At 32.9% G+C, this 16,668-nt stretch carries 19 protein-coding genes; 9 read left to right on the forward strand and 10 right to left on the reverse strand.

Features of this window, described 5'->3' with window-relative positions; all coding sequences use genetic code 11:
- Nucleotides 1-39 precede the first annotated feature (39 nt).
- The 5 genes from ACFELW_RS01410 to erpA form a co-directional block, all read right to left on the reverse strand.
- The gene (locus ACFELW_RS01410; RefSeq protein WP_341759697.1) at nt 40-573 is read right to left on the reverse strand and encodes a hypothetical protein; all 534 of its coding nucleotides are present in this window, start codon (nt 571-573) and stop codon (nt 40-42) included.
- 39 nt (nt 574-612) lie between these two features.
- Nucleotides 613-1,257 carry a hypothetical protein gene (locus ACFELW_RS01415; RefSeq protein ID WP_341759698.1) on the reverse strand — a complete coding sequence of 215 codons (645 nt, stop codon included), beginning with the start codon at nt 1,255-1,257 and terminating at the stop codon, nt 613-615.
- 124 nt (nt 1,258-1,381) lie between these two features.
- A complete protein-coding gene (gene rplT, locus ACFELW_RS01420; protein WP_341759699.1) occupies nt 1,382-1,738 on the reverse strand; it encodes a 50S ribosomal protein L20 in 357 nt (118 codons plus the stop codon).
- Nucleotides 1,739-1,765: 27 nt separating this feature from the next.
- Nucleotides 1,766-1,969 carry a 50S ribosomal protein L35 gene (gene rpmI / locus ACFELW_RS01425; protein ID WP_094648668.1) on the reverse strand — a complete coding sequence of 68 codons (204 nt, stop codon included), beginning with the start codon at nt 1,967-1,969 and terminating at the stop codon, nt 1,766-1,768.
- A gap of 153 nt (nt 1,970-2,122) precedes the next feature.
- Complete coding sequence (erpA, locus tag ACFELW_RS01430) at nt 2,123-2,455, reverse strand: iron-sulfur cluster insertion protein ErpA (RefSeq protein WP_094649311.1); 333 nt, start codon at nt 2,453-2,455, stop codon at nt 2,123-2,125.
- A 441-nt stretch (nt 2,456-2,896) separates the two neighbouring features.
- Between erpA and ACFELW_RS01435 the strand changes: the two genes are divergently transcribed.
- The 4 genes from ACFELW_RS01435 to ACFELW_RS01450 all read left to right on the forward strand — a co-directional run bounded on the left by ACFELW_RS01435 (nt 2,897) and on the right by ACFELW_RS01450 (nt 7,137).
- The gene (locus tag ACFELW_RS01435; RefSeq protein WP_375330205.1) at nt 2,897-4,048 is read left to right on the forward strand and encodes a deoxyguanosinetriphosphate triphosphohydrolase; all 1,152 of its coding nucleotides are present in this window, start codon (nt 2,897-2,899) and stop codon (nt 4,046-4,048) included.
- 3 nt (nt 4,049-4,051) lie between these two features.
- Nucleotides 4,052-5,785, forward strand: a complete 1,734-nt coding sequence (gene argS / locus ACFELW_RS01440; protein ID WP_341759702.1) for an arginine--tRNA ligase — start codon at nt 4,052-4,054, stop codon at nt 5,783-5,785.
- Nucleotides 5,786-5,903: 118 nt separating this feature from the next.
- On the forward strand, nt 5,904-6,704 hold the full coding sequence (locus ACFELW_RS01445; protein ID WP_375330206.1) for an SPOR domain-containing protein: 801 nt from the start codon (nt 5,904-5,906) through the stop codon (nt 6,702-6,704).
- Between the two features lie 199 nt (nt 6,705-6,903).
- The gene (locus tag ACFELW_RS01450; RefSeq protein WP_341759704.1) at nt 6,904-7,137 is read left to right on the forward strand and encodes a hypothetical protein; all 234 of its coding nucleotides are present in this window, start codon (nt 6,904-6,906) and stop codon (nt 7,135-7,137) included.
- Between the two features lie 65 nt (nt 7,138-7,202).
- Here ACFELW_RS01450 and ACFELW_RS01455 read toward each other — a convergent pair whose 3' ends face one another.
- Both ACFELW_RS01455 and rph read right to left on the reverse strand, forming a co-directional pair.
- Entirely contained in the window at nt 7,203-7,616 is a 414-nt protein-coding gene (locus ACFELW_RS01455; RefSeq protein WP_375330207.1) for a helix-turn-helix domain-containing protein, read from the reverse strand.
- A 125-nt stretch (nt 7,617-7,741) separates the two neighbouring features.
- On the reverse strand, nt 7,742-8,467 hold the full coding sequence (gene rph / locus ACFELW_RS01460; protein WP_375330208.1) for a ribonuclease PH: 726 nt from the start codon (nt 8,465-8,467) through the stop codon (nt 7,742-7,744).
- A 194-nt stretch (nt 8,468-8,661) separates the two neighbouring features.
- Here rph and grpE point away from each other — a divergent pair, with 194 nt between their 5' ends.
- On the forward strand, nt 8,662-9,141 hold the full coding sequence (grpE, locus tag ACFELW_RS01465; RefSeq protein WP_375330486.1) for a nucleotide exchange factor GrpE: 480 nt from the start codon (nt 8,662-8,664) through the stop codon (nt 9,139-9,141).
- A 159-nt stretch (nt 9,142-9,300) separates the two neighbouring features.
- On the opposite strand, the gene ACFELW_RS01470 is transcribed toward grpE, so the two are convergent.
- Nucleotides 9,301-10,179: a glutamine synthetase gene (locus ACFELW_RS01470; protein WP_375330209.1), complete on the reverse strand. Its 879-nt coding sequence runs from the start codon at nt 10,177-10,179 to the stop codon at nt 9,301-9,303.
- Here ACFELW_RS01470 and pgeF point away from each other — a divergent pair, their 5' ends adjacent.
- Both pgeF and ACFELW_RS01480 read left to right on the forward strand, forming a co-directional pair.
- Complete coding sequence (gene pgeF, locus ACFELW_RS01475) at nt 10,180-10,920, forward strand: peptidoglycan editing factor PgeF (protein WP_341759709.1); 741 nt, start codon at nt 10,180-10,182, stop codon at nt 10,918-10,920.
- A gap of 21 nt (nt 10,921-10,941) precedes the next feature.
- Nucleotides 10,942-12,276 (forward strand): hypothetical protein, encoded by a 1,335-nt coding sequence (locus tag ACFELW_RS01480; RefSeq protein WP_375330210.1) that lies wholly within the window; start codon nt 10,942-10,944, stop codon nt 12,274-12,276.
- A 313-nt stretch (nt 12,277-12,589) separates the two neighbouring features.
- Here the strand turns inward: ACFELW_RS01480 and ACFELW_RS01485 are convergent, their stop codons facing one another.
- A complete protein-coding gene (locus ACFELW_RS01485; RefSeq protein WP_375330211.1) occupies nt 12,590-13,216 on the reverse strand; it encodes a chloramphenicol phosphotransferase CPT family protein in 627 nt (208 codons plus the stop codon).
- Nucleotides 13,217-13,640: 424 nt separating this feature from the next.
- Between ACFELW_RS01485 and ACFELW_RS01490 the strand changes: the two genes are divergently transcribed.
- Complete coding sequence (locus ACFELW_RS01490) at nt 13,641-14,780, forward strand: YhcG family protein (protein WP_375330487.1); 1,140 nt, start codon at nt 13,641-13,643, stop codon at nt 14,778-14,780.
- Nucleotides 14,781-14,822: 42 nt separating this feature from the next.
- Here ACFELW_RS01490 and ACFELW_RS01495 read toward each other — a convergent pair whose 3' ends face one another.
- Nucleotides 14,823-15,644 (reverse strand): YgfZ/GcvT domain-containing protein, encoded by an 822-nt coding sequence (locus ACFELW_RS01495; protein WP_375330212.1) that lies wholly within the window; start codon nt 15,642-15,644, stop codon nt 14,823-14,825.
- A 133-nt stretch (nt 15,645-15,777) separates the two neighbouring features.
- On the opposite strand from ACFELW_RS01495, the gene ACFELW_RS01500 reads away from it, so the two are divergent.
- The gene (locus tag ACFELW_RS01500) at nt 15,778-16,581 is read left to right on the forward strand and encodes an RMD1 family protein (protein ID WP_375330213.1); all 804 of its coding nucleotides are present in this window, start codon (nt 15,778-15,780) and stop codon (nt 16,579-16,581) included.
- Nucleotides 16,582-16,668 lie beyond the last annotated feature (87 nt).

Here is a 16,668-nt window from a genome sequence, read left to right on the forward strand (position 1 = left end):
TCATAAAAAATTTTTTATTTAAACATAGCCAACACGACGTTATTCCACACTCTTTTTAATCGCAAGAACTTCTGGTGATAACTGTATTAATCTTGTCTGTAACCTAGGTAATAATTTTGGTTGATATTTAGATAGGTATTGCTCTGCACTATTTTTATTATCAATTACGTTTATTGCGTGATGAATTGAGAAAGATTTGCTTATATCAAATTCTAAATTACCAATATATAAGACATCGCCTCCTTTAATAGAAAAACTTGCTATGTTACGAAGATTTGCAATAGAACGAACGACTGTAGGAAACCAACCTTTATCAGAAATAAATCCGCTGAGAGAGTATGTGCCCGGTTCAAGAACTTGAACTTGACTTTTAATACCAAAAGTAACTTGAGTTTGATTTTGCTCGTTACGCCACGTAGCATCGCATAGGGTAAAACTTCGTGCCAGATAACATGAACCTAATACCACAGCCTGTTTATTTTCTGCAATAGATATCAATTGCTTTGTCGAAATGCTTGCACACCCAGTCAGCAACATAATCAAAATATATAACATGAATATAGATTGCTTCATCACATCGTTCCTTGGTTATCAAATTTAAACTTAATTCAATTACTTCTTAACAAATTCTGTATTAATAACATTATCCGAGTTCTTAACTTCAGCAACATACGGTGATAGCTGAATCAATTGTGTACGTAATTTATCTGAAAACTTAGGATAGCGTTTCTCTAAAGCTTTTTTTGCTACGTCTGTATTATTATGTACCGAAATTGCTTTCGCAATTATAGCAGAACTTCTGAGATTAAAATCCATATCACCAATATACAGCACATCTCCACCTTGAGCATCGAATGTAGCAATATTGTGAATATTATCGGCAGTATATGTGTTTATATACCCTGCCCATGAATCACTCTTATATGCCGTAAAATATGTAAGGAAATATTTGCCAGGTAGGACAGCATGGATGCATATTTGCTGAAATTTTGATGATTCCATCATTTCAGTTGGGTGTTCTATATCCGATCGTCCAATTATACCTCGTCCTTCAGTTATACTCCAACCAGTCTGACAAGGCTCAGGATCATAATCTTTAATTATCAACCCAACCGGAGGGGTTGATGCCATACAACTACTTACTATAAGAGCCATTTCACCACGCTCAACTGCATCCAGTTGTTTTTGGTTCACGGTAGAAGAACACCCGCTAAATAATAAAGGAAAAATGAGGAGTATTAGAACTAATCTTTTCATAATATGATTTTTTAAAATAATTATTTAATTATAGCAAAAAATTAGAGAGATTTTAAAAATCGCTAATACTCACTAATTTTGTGTGCATCACCTAAGTAGGATGACATAAGCAACAAAAAATATATTATTGCAACTGAGCCTTAGCTTGAGCCACTATATCTGCAAAACCTTGCGGGTTGTTAACTGCCAATTCAGCTAGCACCTTACGATCAATATCTATTGCAGCTTTTTTAAGCCCACCCATAAATTGGGAATATACTAAATCATGCTCACGCACTGCTGCATTAATTCTTTGTATCCAAAGCCCTCTAAAATCACGTTTACGATTTCTACGATCCCTATAAGCATATTGTAGAGCTTTTTCAACTTTCTCAATTGCTACCTTAAAGCAATTATTAGACCGCCCTCTATAACCTTTAGCAAGTTTGAGAATTTTTTTATGGCGATTTTTTGAAATTTTTCCTGATTTTACGCGTGACATATCTCACCTATTTCCTTAGTTAAATTGTTAAATTCCATATGGAAGGAAGAATTTTTTTAAATTCTTTGCATCTTGAGTACAGAGAATCGTTGTTCCTCTAAGGTTACGAAGTTGAGCTTTTGTCCGACGTCTCATGAAGTGTTTTTTACCAGCTTGAGTAGCACAAACTTTACCAGTAGCGGTAAGTTTAAAGCGTTTTTTTACAGCTGATTTTGTTTTTAACTTAGGCATTATTAATTCCTTATATTTGGTATTTTAAGACTGTATAGCAAAAATTAGGCATACCAAAGCCATATTGCTACAAATCTAGTATAATGTTTTTAATGAGTTATTGCAAGTTAATTTTTTATACAACACTAGCTATGAGTGTTCACAGCCTAATTATCACACAGAGAAAGAGTTGCCACACCCACACTTAGTTTTTGCATTGGGATTTCTAATTTCAAAATAGGAACTACCTAACTCTTCGATAAAATCTATTATACAATCAGCCATGAATGGCTGTGATATTGCATCAATAACCACTTTAGTATTATCTTTCTCTATAACACAATCATCTTTTGTTATGTCATTACTTGGCACGAGGGCGTAATTATAAACAAACCCAGAACACCCACCACCATCAACAATTATTCTAAGAACCAAATTGGGATTATCTTCCAATTTGATTAACTCGCCCACTCTTTTAAAAGCATTATCGGTAATTTCTATTGACATGACATGATTATATTATTAAAGACCCTTAAAATAATCCTAAAAAGCTAATTTTGCAACAGCTTCATTTAAAAACCTTGAAAAGCTTAGTAGGTGATTCTATACTATAGTCAATTCAGGAGAATTGGGGACTAGGAACGACGAGTGACGACGTCACCAACTTCTCATCAATTGACTATATAGCTAATCCGGTTAACATTATGCCATTAATATTAGCAAGAAGTAGCATCGCACGACAAAGCGATCCTGTCTTCTGTCATCCCTACGAAAGCAGGGATATTAGATTCCGCACCGAAGCGGGAATGACAGGGTAAAAACGTCATTGCGAGGAGCCGAAGGCGACGAAGCAATCTCTTGTTGCTTTTTGGATTGCTTCGTTGCTACTAAAGTAGCTCCTCGCAATGACAGAGAGGTTATCTAGAACATAATATTAGGAGTTAATATATGCTTGCTTCATATGCAGTAGACCCCAGCAATAGTAGGGGAAGATTGTTTAACGAATATCCTACAGCTTACAGAAATGAATTTGAACGAGATCATGATCGTATAATTCATTCAAAGGCTTTCAGGCGTTTGCAATATAAAACCCAGGTTTTCATTAATCATGAAGGCGATCATTATCGAAATCGTCTTACTCACTCAATTGAAGTTTCTACGGTTGCCCGTTCTATTGCTAAAACCCTTAATTTGTCAAGTGATTTGGCAGAAACTATAGGTCTTGCCCATGATCTTGGACATACTCCTTTCGGTCATGCAGGAGAGGTAGCTCTAAATAAGTGTATGCAAGACTATGGTGGATTCTCCCATAATGCTCATTCATTAAAGATTCTTACTAAAGTAGAGAAAAGATATGCAGCTTATGATGGATTAAATTTGACATGGGAAGTGCTAGAAGGAATTGTCAAACATAATGGTCCTTTAATAAATAATATACCTGAATATATAGTAGAGTATGATTCACAACATAACCTTGACTTAACTCATTACTCCTCAGCTGAAGCCCAAATTGCTTCGTTAGCTGATGATATTAGTTATATTTCCCATGATTTAGAAGATAGTGTTGGTGGTAAGATTATTGACTTTAATCATCTAACGGAAATTAAATTTATTGATCAATATGCTTTTGAAATTAAGTCTCAATTTGAGAATATAACAACAACTCAGCTTATATATGAAGTAGTACGTAAATTAATCACCGATTTAATTGCTGATTTACTACTACAAACAAATAATAATCTACAGAAACAGAAAATAATTACAACCGATGATATACGCCATCTTGATTATCAGCTTGTTGATTTTACTGATGAAGCAAAAGAGCGTATAGTAAAAATTAAACAATTCTTGTATGATAAAGTATATAAGCATAATAAATTGACCTCGATGCTTTTAAAGTGTCAAAGAATCGTACAAGATTTATTTAAGATATATATGGATAATATTGATTTACTACCATTTAGTTGGAAAGAATTAATTATACCAGGGAATACAAAATCTAAAGCTGGTATAATAGCAGATTATATAGCCGGCATGACTGACCGGTTTGCTATTCAAGAGCATCAAGATATTTATTCCTTCAATTCTAATAATATTTAATTTATGAATATATTTAATAAATTACGTAACGATATCATTAGTGCAGGCAGAAAAATATGCGATAATGATGATGTGTTACAATTGGCAGCTGTTGAAATTCCTAAAGATAAGTTCAATGGGGATCTTTCAAGCAATATAGCTATGATTATTGCAGCAAAACAAAATATCAACCCTAAGGAACTAGCTATTAAATTTAAGGAGATATTAACGCCTCTACCATATATTGCCTCTATAGAAGTTGCCGGTCCAGGATTTATTAACTTTACTATTAAAGCCGATATGTGGCATAACTCTATTAATGACATATTACTAGATAAAGAGGAGTTTTTTAAGGTTAATTTTGGTAATAATCAAAAAGTCAATATTGAATACGTCTCTGCAAATCCAACTGGTCCTATGCATATTGGTCATGCTAGAGGAGCTGTGTATGGCGATGCTTTAGCCAAGGTTCTAGATAGTACCGGCTATATTGTTACCAAAGAATATTACCTTAATGATGCCGGCTCCCAAGTGGATGACTTAGCTAACTCAGTTATGTTACGCTATAAGCAAGCATTAACAAAAGAAGATATCGTGATACCAGCAGGGCTTTATCCTGGAGAATATTTGGCAGATATTGGGCAAAAATTGGTAGAAAGATTTGGAGATAAATTATTAACAGTGCCGGATAGCGAACGTCATGAACTCGTTAAGAGGTTTGCAATAGAAGAAATGTTAGTGATAATTAAGCATGATTTAAAGGAGCTAGATATTGAACACGAGGTATTTTTTTCAGAAAAATCACTGCATGATAGTGGCAAGATTGAGGAAGTTGTTCAGTTGCTGAACGCAATGGGGCTAATATATGAAGGGCAGTTACCCCCACCTAAAGGCAATGCAGATGAACCTTGGGATTCAAGAACTCAAAAATTGTTTAAATCTACTGCTTTTGGCGATAATCAAGATAGACCAATAGAGAAATCTGATGGTAGTTGGTCATATTTTGCCTCTGATTTAGCTTATGCTAAGGATAAAATAGATCGTGGATTTGATCATCTAGTTTATGTTCTAGGGGCAGATCATTGTGGTTACGTAAAAAGAATTGAGGCAATAGTTAAGGCTCTTGGTAGAGAAAAAGTTAAAGTTGATGTTAAAATTTGTCAATTAGTAAATTTTGTTGACAATGGTATCGCTGTAAAAATGTCAAAACGTAGCGGTAATTTTACTAGCGTGCAAGATGTAACAAATGAGGTAGGTAAAGACATAATAAGATTTATAATGCTAACTCGTAAAAATGATGTTACTCTTGACTTTGACCTAGCAAAAGTAAAAGAACAATCAAAAGATAATCCAGTGTTTTACGTACAATATGCTCATGTTAGAACTATGTCTATATTGGAAAAAGCTAAAGAATCTATGCCAGAAACATATAATAAATTCTTAGAAAAAGAGTATGATTTGTCTTTACTTTCTACTGAAGAAGAAATAGAAATAATTAAACTGCTTGCTTTATGGTCAAAAATCTTAGAGACTTCAGCAAAATATTTTGAACCTCACAGAATAGCTTTTTATTTGATTAATTTAGCTTCAAAATTTCATGCTTTATGGAATTTTGGCAAAGAGAATAATGATTATCGGTTTTTAATTGAAGATAATATAGAGCTAACTGTTGCTCGCCTTGCTTTAGCAAAATCTATTCAAAAGATTATAAAAGTTGGTTTTGATGTTATAGGGGTAACGCCTATGAATAAAATGTAACTATTATAGCTAACCTAATTAGCATTACAGTCAATATACAGAAGAGCTACTTTAGAGCGACAAAGCAATTATCCTGCACCGAAGCAGGGATGACACAAAAAAGTTATTTATAAAAAATATGGTTAATCGTATTTTTCTAATTATTATTTTTCTCTCAATACTTAGTGCTATTACATATTTAGTGTATACTAATTATAATCAAGATAGTGGTGGTCAGGTAGTGACGATTTACCATGATCAATCGCCGACAAAAGTTAAGCCACAAGATAGCGGGGGGATAGTAATACCAAATGCCAATAATATAATTTATGAGAATTTACAACAAAAAAAGATTAGTAAGCCTATAACGTTGCAACCTGAACCGGAAAAGCCATTAAATATTACTAAACAAAAATCAGTACAAGGTGATGAAGATATTGACTCTATAGATACAATCTTATTTGATATAATAGAAACTGATCAGGTTAAGCATAAGAAACTCAAACTAAGTAAAAATGAAGATGGGACGGAAGTAATTTTACCTAATATAATAAAAAACGAACCGGTACAAACAGAGAGTTTAATAGAACAACAGCCTAATTCAAATAAGGCAGGTCTAAATATAATAAAAGTTACTGAACAACGTCGTAAAATCGATGATACGCAGTTATTAAATAAGTCAAATCAAGGGGGGTATAAAATCCAGATAGCTTCGGTAAAATCTGAATCAGAAGCCAACCAAGAAGGGGAGAGAATCAAAAAAAAATATGCGAAAATCCTTAATAATAATACGGTGATAAATATCAAAAAGATACAATCTGATAAAGGGAGTTTTTTCTATTTAGTCTTAGTAGGTAACTACCAAAATATAAACCAAGCTAAAGCTATATGTAAGAAACTTTCTGACAATCATCAAGCTTGTATAATTACCAACCATTGATGTGTCAAATTGTGAGTGTTCACCAATTTCATTGCGAGGAGCCGCTTTGTAGCGACGCGGCAATCCAAAAAATGACTGGAAAATTGCTTCGTCTGCTTACGCCCCCTCGCAATCTTATATATCCCCACGAAATTGTTGCAAAATAGCAAGAATTGATAGAATATCATCATTATTTAATGATGATGGAGATAGTAGGGTTATGGATGTAAAAACAGTATTAAATGAAGTAATAAAAGAACATTGTCCTTTTATACATAATAATCGTTTAAATGCGTTACTTGATGTTGCAGAAGGCTTGACAGTAAAAGATAAAAAGATTTATTCGTATTTTACCCTTGGGAAATTTATTATTGAATTTAATTATTTGCATACCATAAAACCATTGCTAGAACCCCTGGCATCTATTATAAAGACGGAGCTTTGTCGTGCTTAATTTCGTGGGGATATATCAGCTCGCAATGACGTTTGGGACTCTAGAACTTATTCGGGTTAGATATATTAAGGCTTGTGATATTTATCAATCATCCAATTTATAAATGTATTATCAACAGACTGCTTTTTTAGATAATATTCATATACTTCTTTTATTAGAGCTGTAAGATTGGCAAATGAAAAGTTTAAATTTTTCTCAGTTAACATATTAATAGTTACACTAGTGGATTTGCTAAAGATTTTCATCTGATCAACAGTCATTACCTCAAGGTTTACTTCGTTATCAACAACAAGAGCTTCCAAATTAACATCTAATGCCTTAGCAATTAATTGTAAATTAGTAGCACTAGGGTTTTTTGAACTACCGTACAAAATACTATAAACAGTATTTCTACTTATTCCAGTTTTCTTCTCTATCTCTACCGCATTGATATTTTTTTGAATCATTAATGAGTTAAGTTTGATTTGTAAGTTTACCATAAATAAAGCTTTGTCTATAAAAATTAATATTTCTAAATATTAAGGTATATTTATTAAAAAGTAAACAACTAATAATTAATTGTTTTTATAGTCAGACTAGTTTTTGAACCTTAAAAGGTAAAATATTAATTCTTACCACTTAATAATATTTGATTTTGCAACTTGAATAGATCAGAGGTTGCACTTCTTGCCAATTGTAGCATAGCATAAAATTGTTCTTCAGAAAAGGGGGTTTTTTCAGCTGTACTTTGAATTTCTATTATATTTCCATTGTCGGCAAAAACAAAATTGGCATCTACCTCAGCATTACTATCTTCTAGATAATCAAGATCAACTATTGGTTGCCCTTTATATATACCACATGAAATGGCTGCTACTTGTCTAATTAAAGGGTTAGTTTTAATAACCTTCCTAGCAATTAATGCTCTAATTGCTAAATGAAGTGCAATATAGCTACCAGTAATTGCTGCTGTTCTAGTTCCGCCATCAGCATTAATTACATCACAATCAAGGATGATTTGTTTTTCCCCCAAGGCTTTTAGATTAATTGCCGTACGCATCGATCTGCCAATTAGCCTTTGAATCTCCTGAGTCCTACCTGACTGCTTTCCTTGCGTTGACTCACGCTTCATACACTGGTGAGTTGAACGTGGTAACATACCATATTCAGCACTTATCCAACCTTGATTTTGCCCTCGTAGAAATGGCGGGACATTTGTTTCATAGGTTGCACTACATATTACATGGGTATTGCCAAACTTAACAAGACACGAACCATCAGCATTAAGCAGAACTGAAGGTTCAATTGAAATGTTACGTAATTGATTATTTTTTCTATCAAAAGCTCTCATAGTTTATTACTTAATTAAAATTGACTTGAAAATACAAAGCTTTACACTATATGTTAAGAAAGTAGATTTTTGCAAGAAAAAAGGCTGTAAGTATGGAAAAACAACAAAAGAACAATAGTAATAATCAAGAAATTGATACTGATGCTAAGGAACAATTACTAAATGAAGTAGAAAACCAACCTTCTGATACTCTAATGTTACAAGATAGCTTACAAGAAATTGTTAGTTTGAAAAATCAAATTGAGATTTTGCAGGATAAGTTGCTAAGGACAATAGCCGAATCTGATAATACTAGGAAACGCCTAGAAAAATCAATTGAAGAGGCAAGAGACTATGCAATTTTTTCTTTTGCTAAAGATTTGCTCAGTGTTAATGATAATCTTTCTAGAGCTTTGGAGCATAAGCCACAAAATATGGAAGGGGATATAGCTAATATTATTACTGGAGTAGAGATGACTAAAGGTGAGTTGACTAGCATACTACAAAAACATGGTTTAGAGTCAATAGAACCATTATTAGGGGAAAAGTTTGATTACAATATACATCATGCAATTTCACAAATACTATCAGATGAATATGATCAAGATAGCGTCATAGCAGTTATGCAATCAGGGTATAAGATAAAAGATAGGTTACTTAGACCTGCTACAGTGCAAGTATCGAAGAGAATATAGCTAACACGTTAAGGTTCTAGATAGTTTTTACGTCTATTAGCTAGGAAGTAGCGAAGCACGATGAGTAACCCATAAGAGCAGTGGATTATCTCTTGACCACTACGTGGTATGGCTAATAGACAAAGCAATTTTAACCCTAATTCGTTATATTCTCTCTATTTATAAAAAAAACTGTAAATTAAATAATTCTAATGCTTCTGCTAATGATTTTGGTAATGGCACTAAATTATATTGTTGATCAAAAGCATTACCATATATTTTGCTGATATTATTAATTTTGTCAGGAAATTCTAGACCTAATAATATAGAATTTAAAATAGTGAAAATTGCCAAATAAGGATCGGTTAGTGGGCTTGCTATTCGATGTTCTAGTCTTCTAGGAAACGAGTCAGGAATACGTACAGCAACAGTTCTATTGTTATTACCAAAAGACACATTAGTTGGTGCCATAAAATTTTCATCTAAACGAAGATAATCATTTTCATTCGGCATAAATACCAAAAAACTATCGAGCATATAATGACAGATGCTCTGCCCTATTATATCTAATGAATATGGATTGCCACGATCACTACATGATCTTGCAACGACGTTTGGGAGAGTTTGCTTCGCTGCTACTAAAGTAGCTTCTTGCAATAACGTTGAAGAGTCTACAAAATTTACATGAAAATGCATACTACTACCATAATCACTCAGAAATGGTTTGGCAGAAAAATTTACCTTGCCCTGCAATTTTTTTGTAATAATTTGTATTTTAGACTTAGTGCTACTAATTTTTCCTATATACTCAATTATGTTAGTAGAAGGTGGTAAATCTATCTCAAATTGATTATCGCCTTTTTCTTTCTTAACTGTTATGCCAAGCAGAGTTTGTAATTCGAGTGGATCAATATTTTTACTTAAATAAAATTCTATTTCCACTCCAATGCAAGGTATTAACGAGTAATCTGTTTGAAATTTATTGATGATTTTTTGCAATGCATTGCTTTTTTGCAAATGATCTGATAATTTATATATGAATTTTTGTGGGGTTGACATGTGGATGAATTTATAAAAAATAAAGTTTATTATAAAATTTTTGATAAAAGCTTCAAGCAATCTAGTCATGTTTATAGTAAAAAAAATAAGTTTGCTGTGCCTAATCACTTAGAAACAGTTGAAAATAATAGGCTAGCAGTAGTTAAACATTATGGTGCAGAAGATATTGTTATTTTGCAGCAAGTGCATGGCACCCAAGTTGTTGATGCTGATTTAATTACTGATAATGACATTGATCCGGAAGCTGACGGGGTTGTTACTACCAAAAAAAATCTAGTACTAGCAATACAGACAGCTGATTGTGCTCCTGTTTTGTTTAGTAGTAAGGATGGCACGGTTATAGGGGCTGCTCATTGTGGTTGGCTTGGGGCTAAAGCTGGTGTCATTAATAATGTGGTAGAATTAATGCAAAAGAAAGGAGCAACAAATATTAAAGCTCTTATTGGTCCTACTATTCAACAATATTCTTATGAGGTTGATCAGGAATATTATGATAATTTTATAAATCAGCAGCCTAATTATTCAAGATTTTTCATTAGATCTTCGAAAAAAGGACATTATATGTTTGATTTACCAGATTATGTAGATTTTCAATTAGAAAAAGCTGGTATTAAAGACATGACCATTATAGTAGAGGATACCTATAGTAGACCTGAGAGATATATAAGTTATCGACGTTGCTGCCACACTGGAGAATTATATAACACCACCATATTATCTACTATTGTAATTAAAAACTAAAAATGTATTTAAGGAGATATTATGAAATCACATAGTTTTACATCTGATGATGCTATACAAAGTTCGGATGAAAATTTACAATTTATAGCAGAATGCTTTGATCCTAAATATGACAAAGATTATAAAGATGAGATTGAAGTACAACGTAGATTTAATAAGGATATAGAACGAAAAGCGGTCTTTTATATTGAGACTCCAAATGGGGGGCTAGTAGACCTAGTAGCTCAGTGTAAGGTAGGTAAAGATGATGAGTATAAAGTAACCTATCAAGACATGCATAAGGCATTAACCAATGATTATAAATTGTCAACACAACAAACAGAATATATTTTAGCAGCAAATTATCAAGCTGGTATAGCTGGTGGTATGGCTGGATTTAACAAGTTGAAAACAAAAACATACAATAATTGCTACTATAAGGATGGTACGGATGTTATGATGAATGAGTGGCTAAGAGATGGTGTTGTGTCGAAGATTATTATAGATAAAGATAATAATCTATCATATGTTGGAGAACAGAAAACCATATTTGATTGTAGTAAGTGCGTTTTAGCTCCATTTTCAGACCTTAGAGATATGGTAGGTACAAAATTTAATAGCCAAGATTTTATGGCAATAAATATTACAGCTACACTAGGAAAATTAGGAGAAGCCGAACCGAAACAGCAAGTAATAATTGATGTAGCTGGTACTGGAGAGGTTGCTAATCAATTTATTGGCAAGTTAGAAACAATCAAAGCATCCTGTCCTGCCAAAGATCCTTTATCAATTATTAAGAGTAATGGTGCTTTATCGAAGGAATTAGTAGCTGATGCTCTTACTGGTGAACAATATAAAGAAGCTGTAACAGAAAAAATTTCAGAAATTTTACATTCTGAACAAGATGAGGCTAAAGCAATAACAACATTAAAAAAACTAGATGGTGTTAAAGAGGCTTTAGCTGATTTGTTAGTAAAACAAATTGACCAAGCAATCGAAGCTCAAAAAGATAAAAAAACCGATAAATTAAGTGCAGAGTCAATTAACGATATTGCTAAAGAAACTGCTAGACAGTTAAGTAAGTTTATTGATCAGCCAGACAAATATACAATGAATAAATTTTCTAAAGATTTAGTAAAAGAGCGAGCTACTTCATCGGGTGTGATAGTTCCAAGGAAAAATTTTGTTGAAAAAATTTGTCAGTATTTAAAAAATAAATGGCACGGATATTATTACGATAAAAGCAAGATAGCGGCACTTGAACAATTGCATGATAAAGCAAAAATTGTAGGACAGGCAGCAAAATCACATATGTCATCTAAAATATCAATATCACCACCTCCACATAATAAAAAAGAGGGGGCTAGGACAATTTGAAAGAGTTATCGCAAGCAGCCTCCTAGTACTACAGTTGCAGATTGAATGTGAGTGTTCACGGAAAAAAGGTTAAAGTATAAGATGTCATTGCGAGGAGGTTGCCAGACCGACGAAGCAATCCAGGAAAGTGACTAGAAATGGATTGCTTCGTTGACCTTACGGTCTCCTCGCAATGACGCTTGGTGATCAGGTTTTTTTATTCATCACAAAAAAAATCGTGAATGCTCACATCTAAACTACAACTGTAGTACTAGTTTGATTATGAGTAAATTTAGCTTATCGAGATTATATGAGATAAAACCCGTATCCTTTTCTAATTTTCGATAGTTGTGCTATATACCATTTTACGCATAGTAATAAAACCTTGAGGAGCAGGATTGTTATCGACAAATTCCAGTATTTGTTTGGCATTTGCAAAGGCTGTTTTTGAGGTAGTATCAACTGTTAAATCATATTCACGCAAGCTACTTGCGTGAACTCTATCTATTTGATCATTCGATAAACCTATCGCACGATCACAGCGTAGAATTTCTCGCTCCTGCATCACTGAAAGATCACAGAAAACTCCAACAAAATAGACAATATAGCTACTCAAGGTTTTTATGTAAGATTTGAGACCGGAGTCATCAAGTAATACTTCATCAATAATAATATTATTTCCTCGGCTTGCAAGCAGATTGGCAAAATCTGGCATTACACCAAAAAGTTGCTCACCTTTTTCTCCACTCTCAACCCGCATAGTTGCCCCCCGATCATTTGTTCCTGACACAAAGGTAAAATATTCAGTAGACACTTTATCATTATATGAGCATGGCATCATATTGATAAAACTATCTACACCAAAAGTAAGCCAAGAATCCTTACTTAAATGTTGTATTGATCTTGCGATAGATGTTTTACCGGCAGAACCACATCCATTTAAAAATATAATCTTACTCATCTTGTACCTTCCTGATATTTTGTATTGCTACTATAACTCTCCCAATTTGTCTAGAGCAAATTTTTATAAATGATTAGAGGAATACAATAAAATTAGCTATAGCAATAAGTTAGGATATCAATAAATTAATAGAAGCACCATGGATAGAAATATTATCACTACAGAATATAAAGAGTTTTTAGAACAGTTAAAAGCCCGTGTATCTATAAGTCGTTATCAAGCAGCCCGATCTGTTAATAGACCTCTTGCATAACCTAAAGATAATTGAGGAATTTTTAGGAAAAACGAAGTCGAGTACCGCAGCGTACTAAGATGTACGTGAGGAACGGAGACGAGTTTTGACAACAAAATTACCAATTAGATTAGGTTATGCAAGAGGTCTAATAAAGAGCTGATAATTTTATACCACTATATTGGTAGCGAAATTTTAACTCGTCAAGAGCAACATGGTTGGGGTGCTAAGATTATTGACAAACTTAGCCGTGATTTAGTATCTGCTTTTCCTGAAATGAAAGGATTTAGCACTCGAAATCTGAAATATATGCAACAATTTGCTAAGGAATATCCTGATCCTGCATTTGTGCAAGAGGTGCTTGCACAATTAACATGGTATCATAATCTAACTCTTTTGGATAAGATTGCAGATAAAGAAACTCGTTTGTTTTATATTAAACACGCCATTGCATATGGTTGGTCAAGAAATGTAATGGTTATGCAAATTGAATTAGCTCTACATAAACGTCAAAATCAAGCTATAACAAATTTTAAAGATAAACTACCATCCCCGCAGTCAGATTTAGCCCATTATACTCTAAAAGATCCATATATTTTTGACTTCCTCAGCATAGGCGATGAAGCTCATGAGAGAGAAGTTGAAAGGGCATTAGTTTCTCACATGGAGAAATTTCTTCTTGAACTTGGAGCAGGCTTTTCCTTTGTAGGACGACAATATAAATTGTCAATAGGAAATGAAGACTATTATGTTGATCTGTTGTTCTATCATTTGCAACTCAGAGCCTTTATTATTATTGAACTCAAGACAGGTAAATTTTCTCCTCGTGATGTAGGACAATTGAATTTCTATTTATCAGCTGTTGACGATTTATTAAAGCAGCCGGGAGATAATCCATCTATAGGCTTAATTCTTTGTAAAGATAAAGGAGAACAAATCAAGGCTGAATATGCACTGCGAGACATGACTAAGCCGATTGGGCTTGCTGAATATAAGTTGGCTGAAAGCTTGCCAGAAAATATTAAAACATCCTTACCAACCATTGAAGAGCTTGAAGATGAATTGTCCAAGGATATTAAGGCTCTTGAGCAGACAACTGCTAAATTGCAATCATTAACTAACTTGCTAGCTAAAGAAAGAGAATTATTACACGAACTTGCCGAGAAAAATGCTACTTTAGCAGCTGAATTAGTAGCACTACATTATGCTACATATGCATTAGCGTATCAAAAAGAGAAAATAGCAGATGCAAGTAGTACAGCATTAGAAGAGTTAGAGAACATTGTAAAAATATGTGGTGGTTATGCAAAATTAGGCTTAACCCCAGTATAGACACAATTATACTCAAATCATTTGAATATATAGCTAATCGGCTTAGCTATAAAGCCAAGGTGGAACAGCCAAAGAAACTGGTAAGTTTCTTACAGTAATAACTGTATCTGCTAATGAATAATAATCATCCACCCTAATTAAAGCTATTGCCATGTTCTGATAAGCTGAACATACTACGCCAATTTTTATATTATTGGCGATAATTTCATCGTCTTTCGCGATATCTAAACTACCAACATTACCGGAATCTATGTTAATGGATAATTTAAATATTTTTTTTCTTACAACTCCTTGGTATTTTGTTCTGGAAACAACTTCCTGCCCAATATAACAACCCTTACTGTAACTTATAGCATTTAACTCCTCAGCCCCATATTCGATGGGAATAGACCTATTAGCAATTAAATCATCATAGCCATCAACTATGGCAAAATTATATTTATCCTGCTGATATAAGCCTTCTATTCTGGTGGTTGTTAAAAAATCATCTTTATTAATAATTGAACGAAAACCAAGTTGGTTATAACGAGGGTCTTGGTAGCTATTAAGTGGCAATTGCTGATTTGAGTAAATAACCTGATAGGCGTTAGTTAAGTCATTCACTTCAATTTTAGCACGTAACTTGTACTGCACTAAGTGATTTTTAAATAAATCAGACTGATTAATATTTATATCAATAAAAAACCTTGTTGCAGATAGTTTCAATACAAAAAAATCAAACAAATATCTCCCTTGGTTAGTTAGAGCATAGCTATAACAATAATCGTTATTTTTTATATCATTAGTGATCAAATTATGCAAAAAATTCATCGCATCATCACCAGAAACTTCAATTATTGATCTATTTGTTAATATTTCATACATAACTACCAACTATTACATTTTAATTGACTTTGTAACTTTTATAACTACTATAGAATAATGAAGCAACAATTGTTTGCCATAAATTATTTATTATATGAGATGCACTTCCTACTGTACTACTTCTGAATACAAAATGAACGATTTAGTAATAAACCTCAATAAAATCGGTCTTGAACCTAAATATTTCGATGATGTACTATATATTCAAAAAGAACAAGGGGAAAATTTAAATCCTATCGATGTTTTCTTTTTCCCTTTCGGTTGCGTTACTATATGGGGAGCTGAAGAAAGCCAAGAAAAAATGCTCCTTGCAGAAATAGCAGCTCTTAAAACTAATCAAAATGACGAGCTAGTTTCCGACTTTATTTATTTTGATTATGATGAAGCTACTGGTAAAACATTTATCGATGAAGAAAAAAACCAAATCATTCTTGCCGATAAATCAACTTTTATAAAATTATCTATCTCGCATGCTTTAGCTCAGTCAGTTAAGCTTAGTGTACTAGAAAAATCGGTAAGTAATCTAATTGTAAAAACCACCCCAATTCAACAAGAACTAGCCAGTACAGGTAGTGTATCACTTTCCAAAAAAGAAATATCTCAACAAATTGGGATATTATTTAACGAACGATATTCAATTAATTTACACAGCGATATACTGGATACTCCTGAATTCTTTTGGCGTCGTCCTAGTTACGAACCTTTATACTTAATGACTGCAGAGTTCCAAGATATTCAAATTCGTCAGAATATTCTTAATAATCGACTAAATATGATTCATGAACTTTACAATATTTTGTCAAATGACTTAAACTGTAAACACTCTACTAGACTTGAATGGATCATTATAATATTGATTACTATAGAAGTTGTGCTATCCCTTGCTCATGACAATCTCTTTTTCAAAATAATTGACTATTTTATAGATAAGATTTGAGATTTTGGATAGAATAAAAAATAACTGATGCAACTTATCTACAAAAATAAAAATATTCATCTTTTTATAAAAAAAATATAATAAATA

The organism is Candidatus Tisiphia endosymbiont of Nemotelus uliginosus, assembly GCF_964264755.1.
Lineage (GTDB): Bacteria > Pseudomonadota > Alphaproteobacteria > Rickettsiales > Rickettsiaceae > Tisiphia.

Bases quoted from the DNA above. Each gene is read 5' to 3' on its own strand.
- ACFELW_RS01415 (WP_341759698.1), bottom strand. From the start codon at position 1,257: ATGAAAAGATTAGTTCTAATACTCCTCATTTTTCCTTTATTATTTAGC.
- ACFELW_RS01495 (WP_375330212.1), bottom strand. From the start codon at position 15,644: ATGTATGAAATATTAACAAATAGATCAATAATTGAAGTTTCTGGTGAT.
- ACFELW_RS01435 (WP_375330205.1), top strand. From the start codon at position 2,897: ATGCTTGCTTCATATGCAGTAGACCCCAGCAATAGTAGGGGAAGATTG.
- rph (WP_375330208.1), bottom strand. From the start codon at position 8,467: ATGAGAGCTTTTGATAGAAAAAATAATCAATTACGTAACATTTCAATT.
- grpE (WP_375330486.1), top strand. From the start codon at position 8,662: ATGTTACAAGATAGCTTACAAGAAATTGTTAGTTTGAAAAATCAAATT.
- ACFELW_RS01445 (WP_375330206.1), top strand. From the start codon at position 5,904: ATGGTTAATCGTATTTTTCTAATTATTATTTTTCTCTCAATACTTAGT.
- ACFELW_RS01410 (WP_341759697.1), bottom strand. From the start codon at position 573: ATGAAGCAATCTATATTCATGTTATATATTTTGATTATGTTGCTGACT.
- ACFELW_RS01470 (WP_375330209.1), bottom strand. From the start codon at position 10,179: ATGTCAACCCCACAAAAATTCATATATAAATTATCAGATCATTTGCAA.
- ACFELW_RS01485 (WP_375330211.1), bottom strand. From the start codon at position 13,216: ATGAGTAAGATTATATTTTTAAATGGATGTGGTTCTGCCGGTAAAACA.
- ACFELW_RS01480 (WP_375330210.1), top strand. From the start codon at position 10,942: ATGAAATCACATAGTTTTACATCTGATGATGCTATACAAAGTTCGGAT.
- rplT (WP_341759699.1), bottom strand. From the start codon at position 1,738: ATGTCACGCGTAAAATCAGGAAAAATTTCAAAAAATCGCCATAAAAAA.
- argS (WP_341759702.1), top strand. From the start codon at position 4,052: ATGAATATATTTAATAAATTACGTAACGATATCATTAGTGCAGGCAGA.
- ACFELW_RS01455 (WP_375330207.1), bottom strand. From the start codon at position 7,616: ATGGTAAACTTACAAATCAAACTTAACTCATTAATGATTCAAAAAAAT.
- rpmI (WP_094648668.1), bottom strand. From the start codon at position 1,969: ATGCCTAAGTTAAAAACAAAATCAGCTGTAAAAAAACGCTTTAAACTT.
- erpA (WP_094649311.1), bottom strand. From the start codon at position 2,455: ATGTCAATAGAAATTACCGATAATGCTTTTAAAAGAGTGGGCGAGTTA.
- ACFELW_RS01500 (WP_375330213.1), top strand. From the start codon at position 15,778: ATGAACGATTTAGTAATAAACCTCAATAAAATCGGTCTTGAACCTAAA.
- ACFELW_RS01450 (WP_341759704.1), top strand. From the start codon at position 6,904: ATGGATGTAAAAACAGTATTAAATGAAGTAATAAAAGAACATTGTCCT.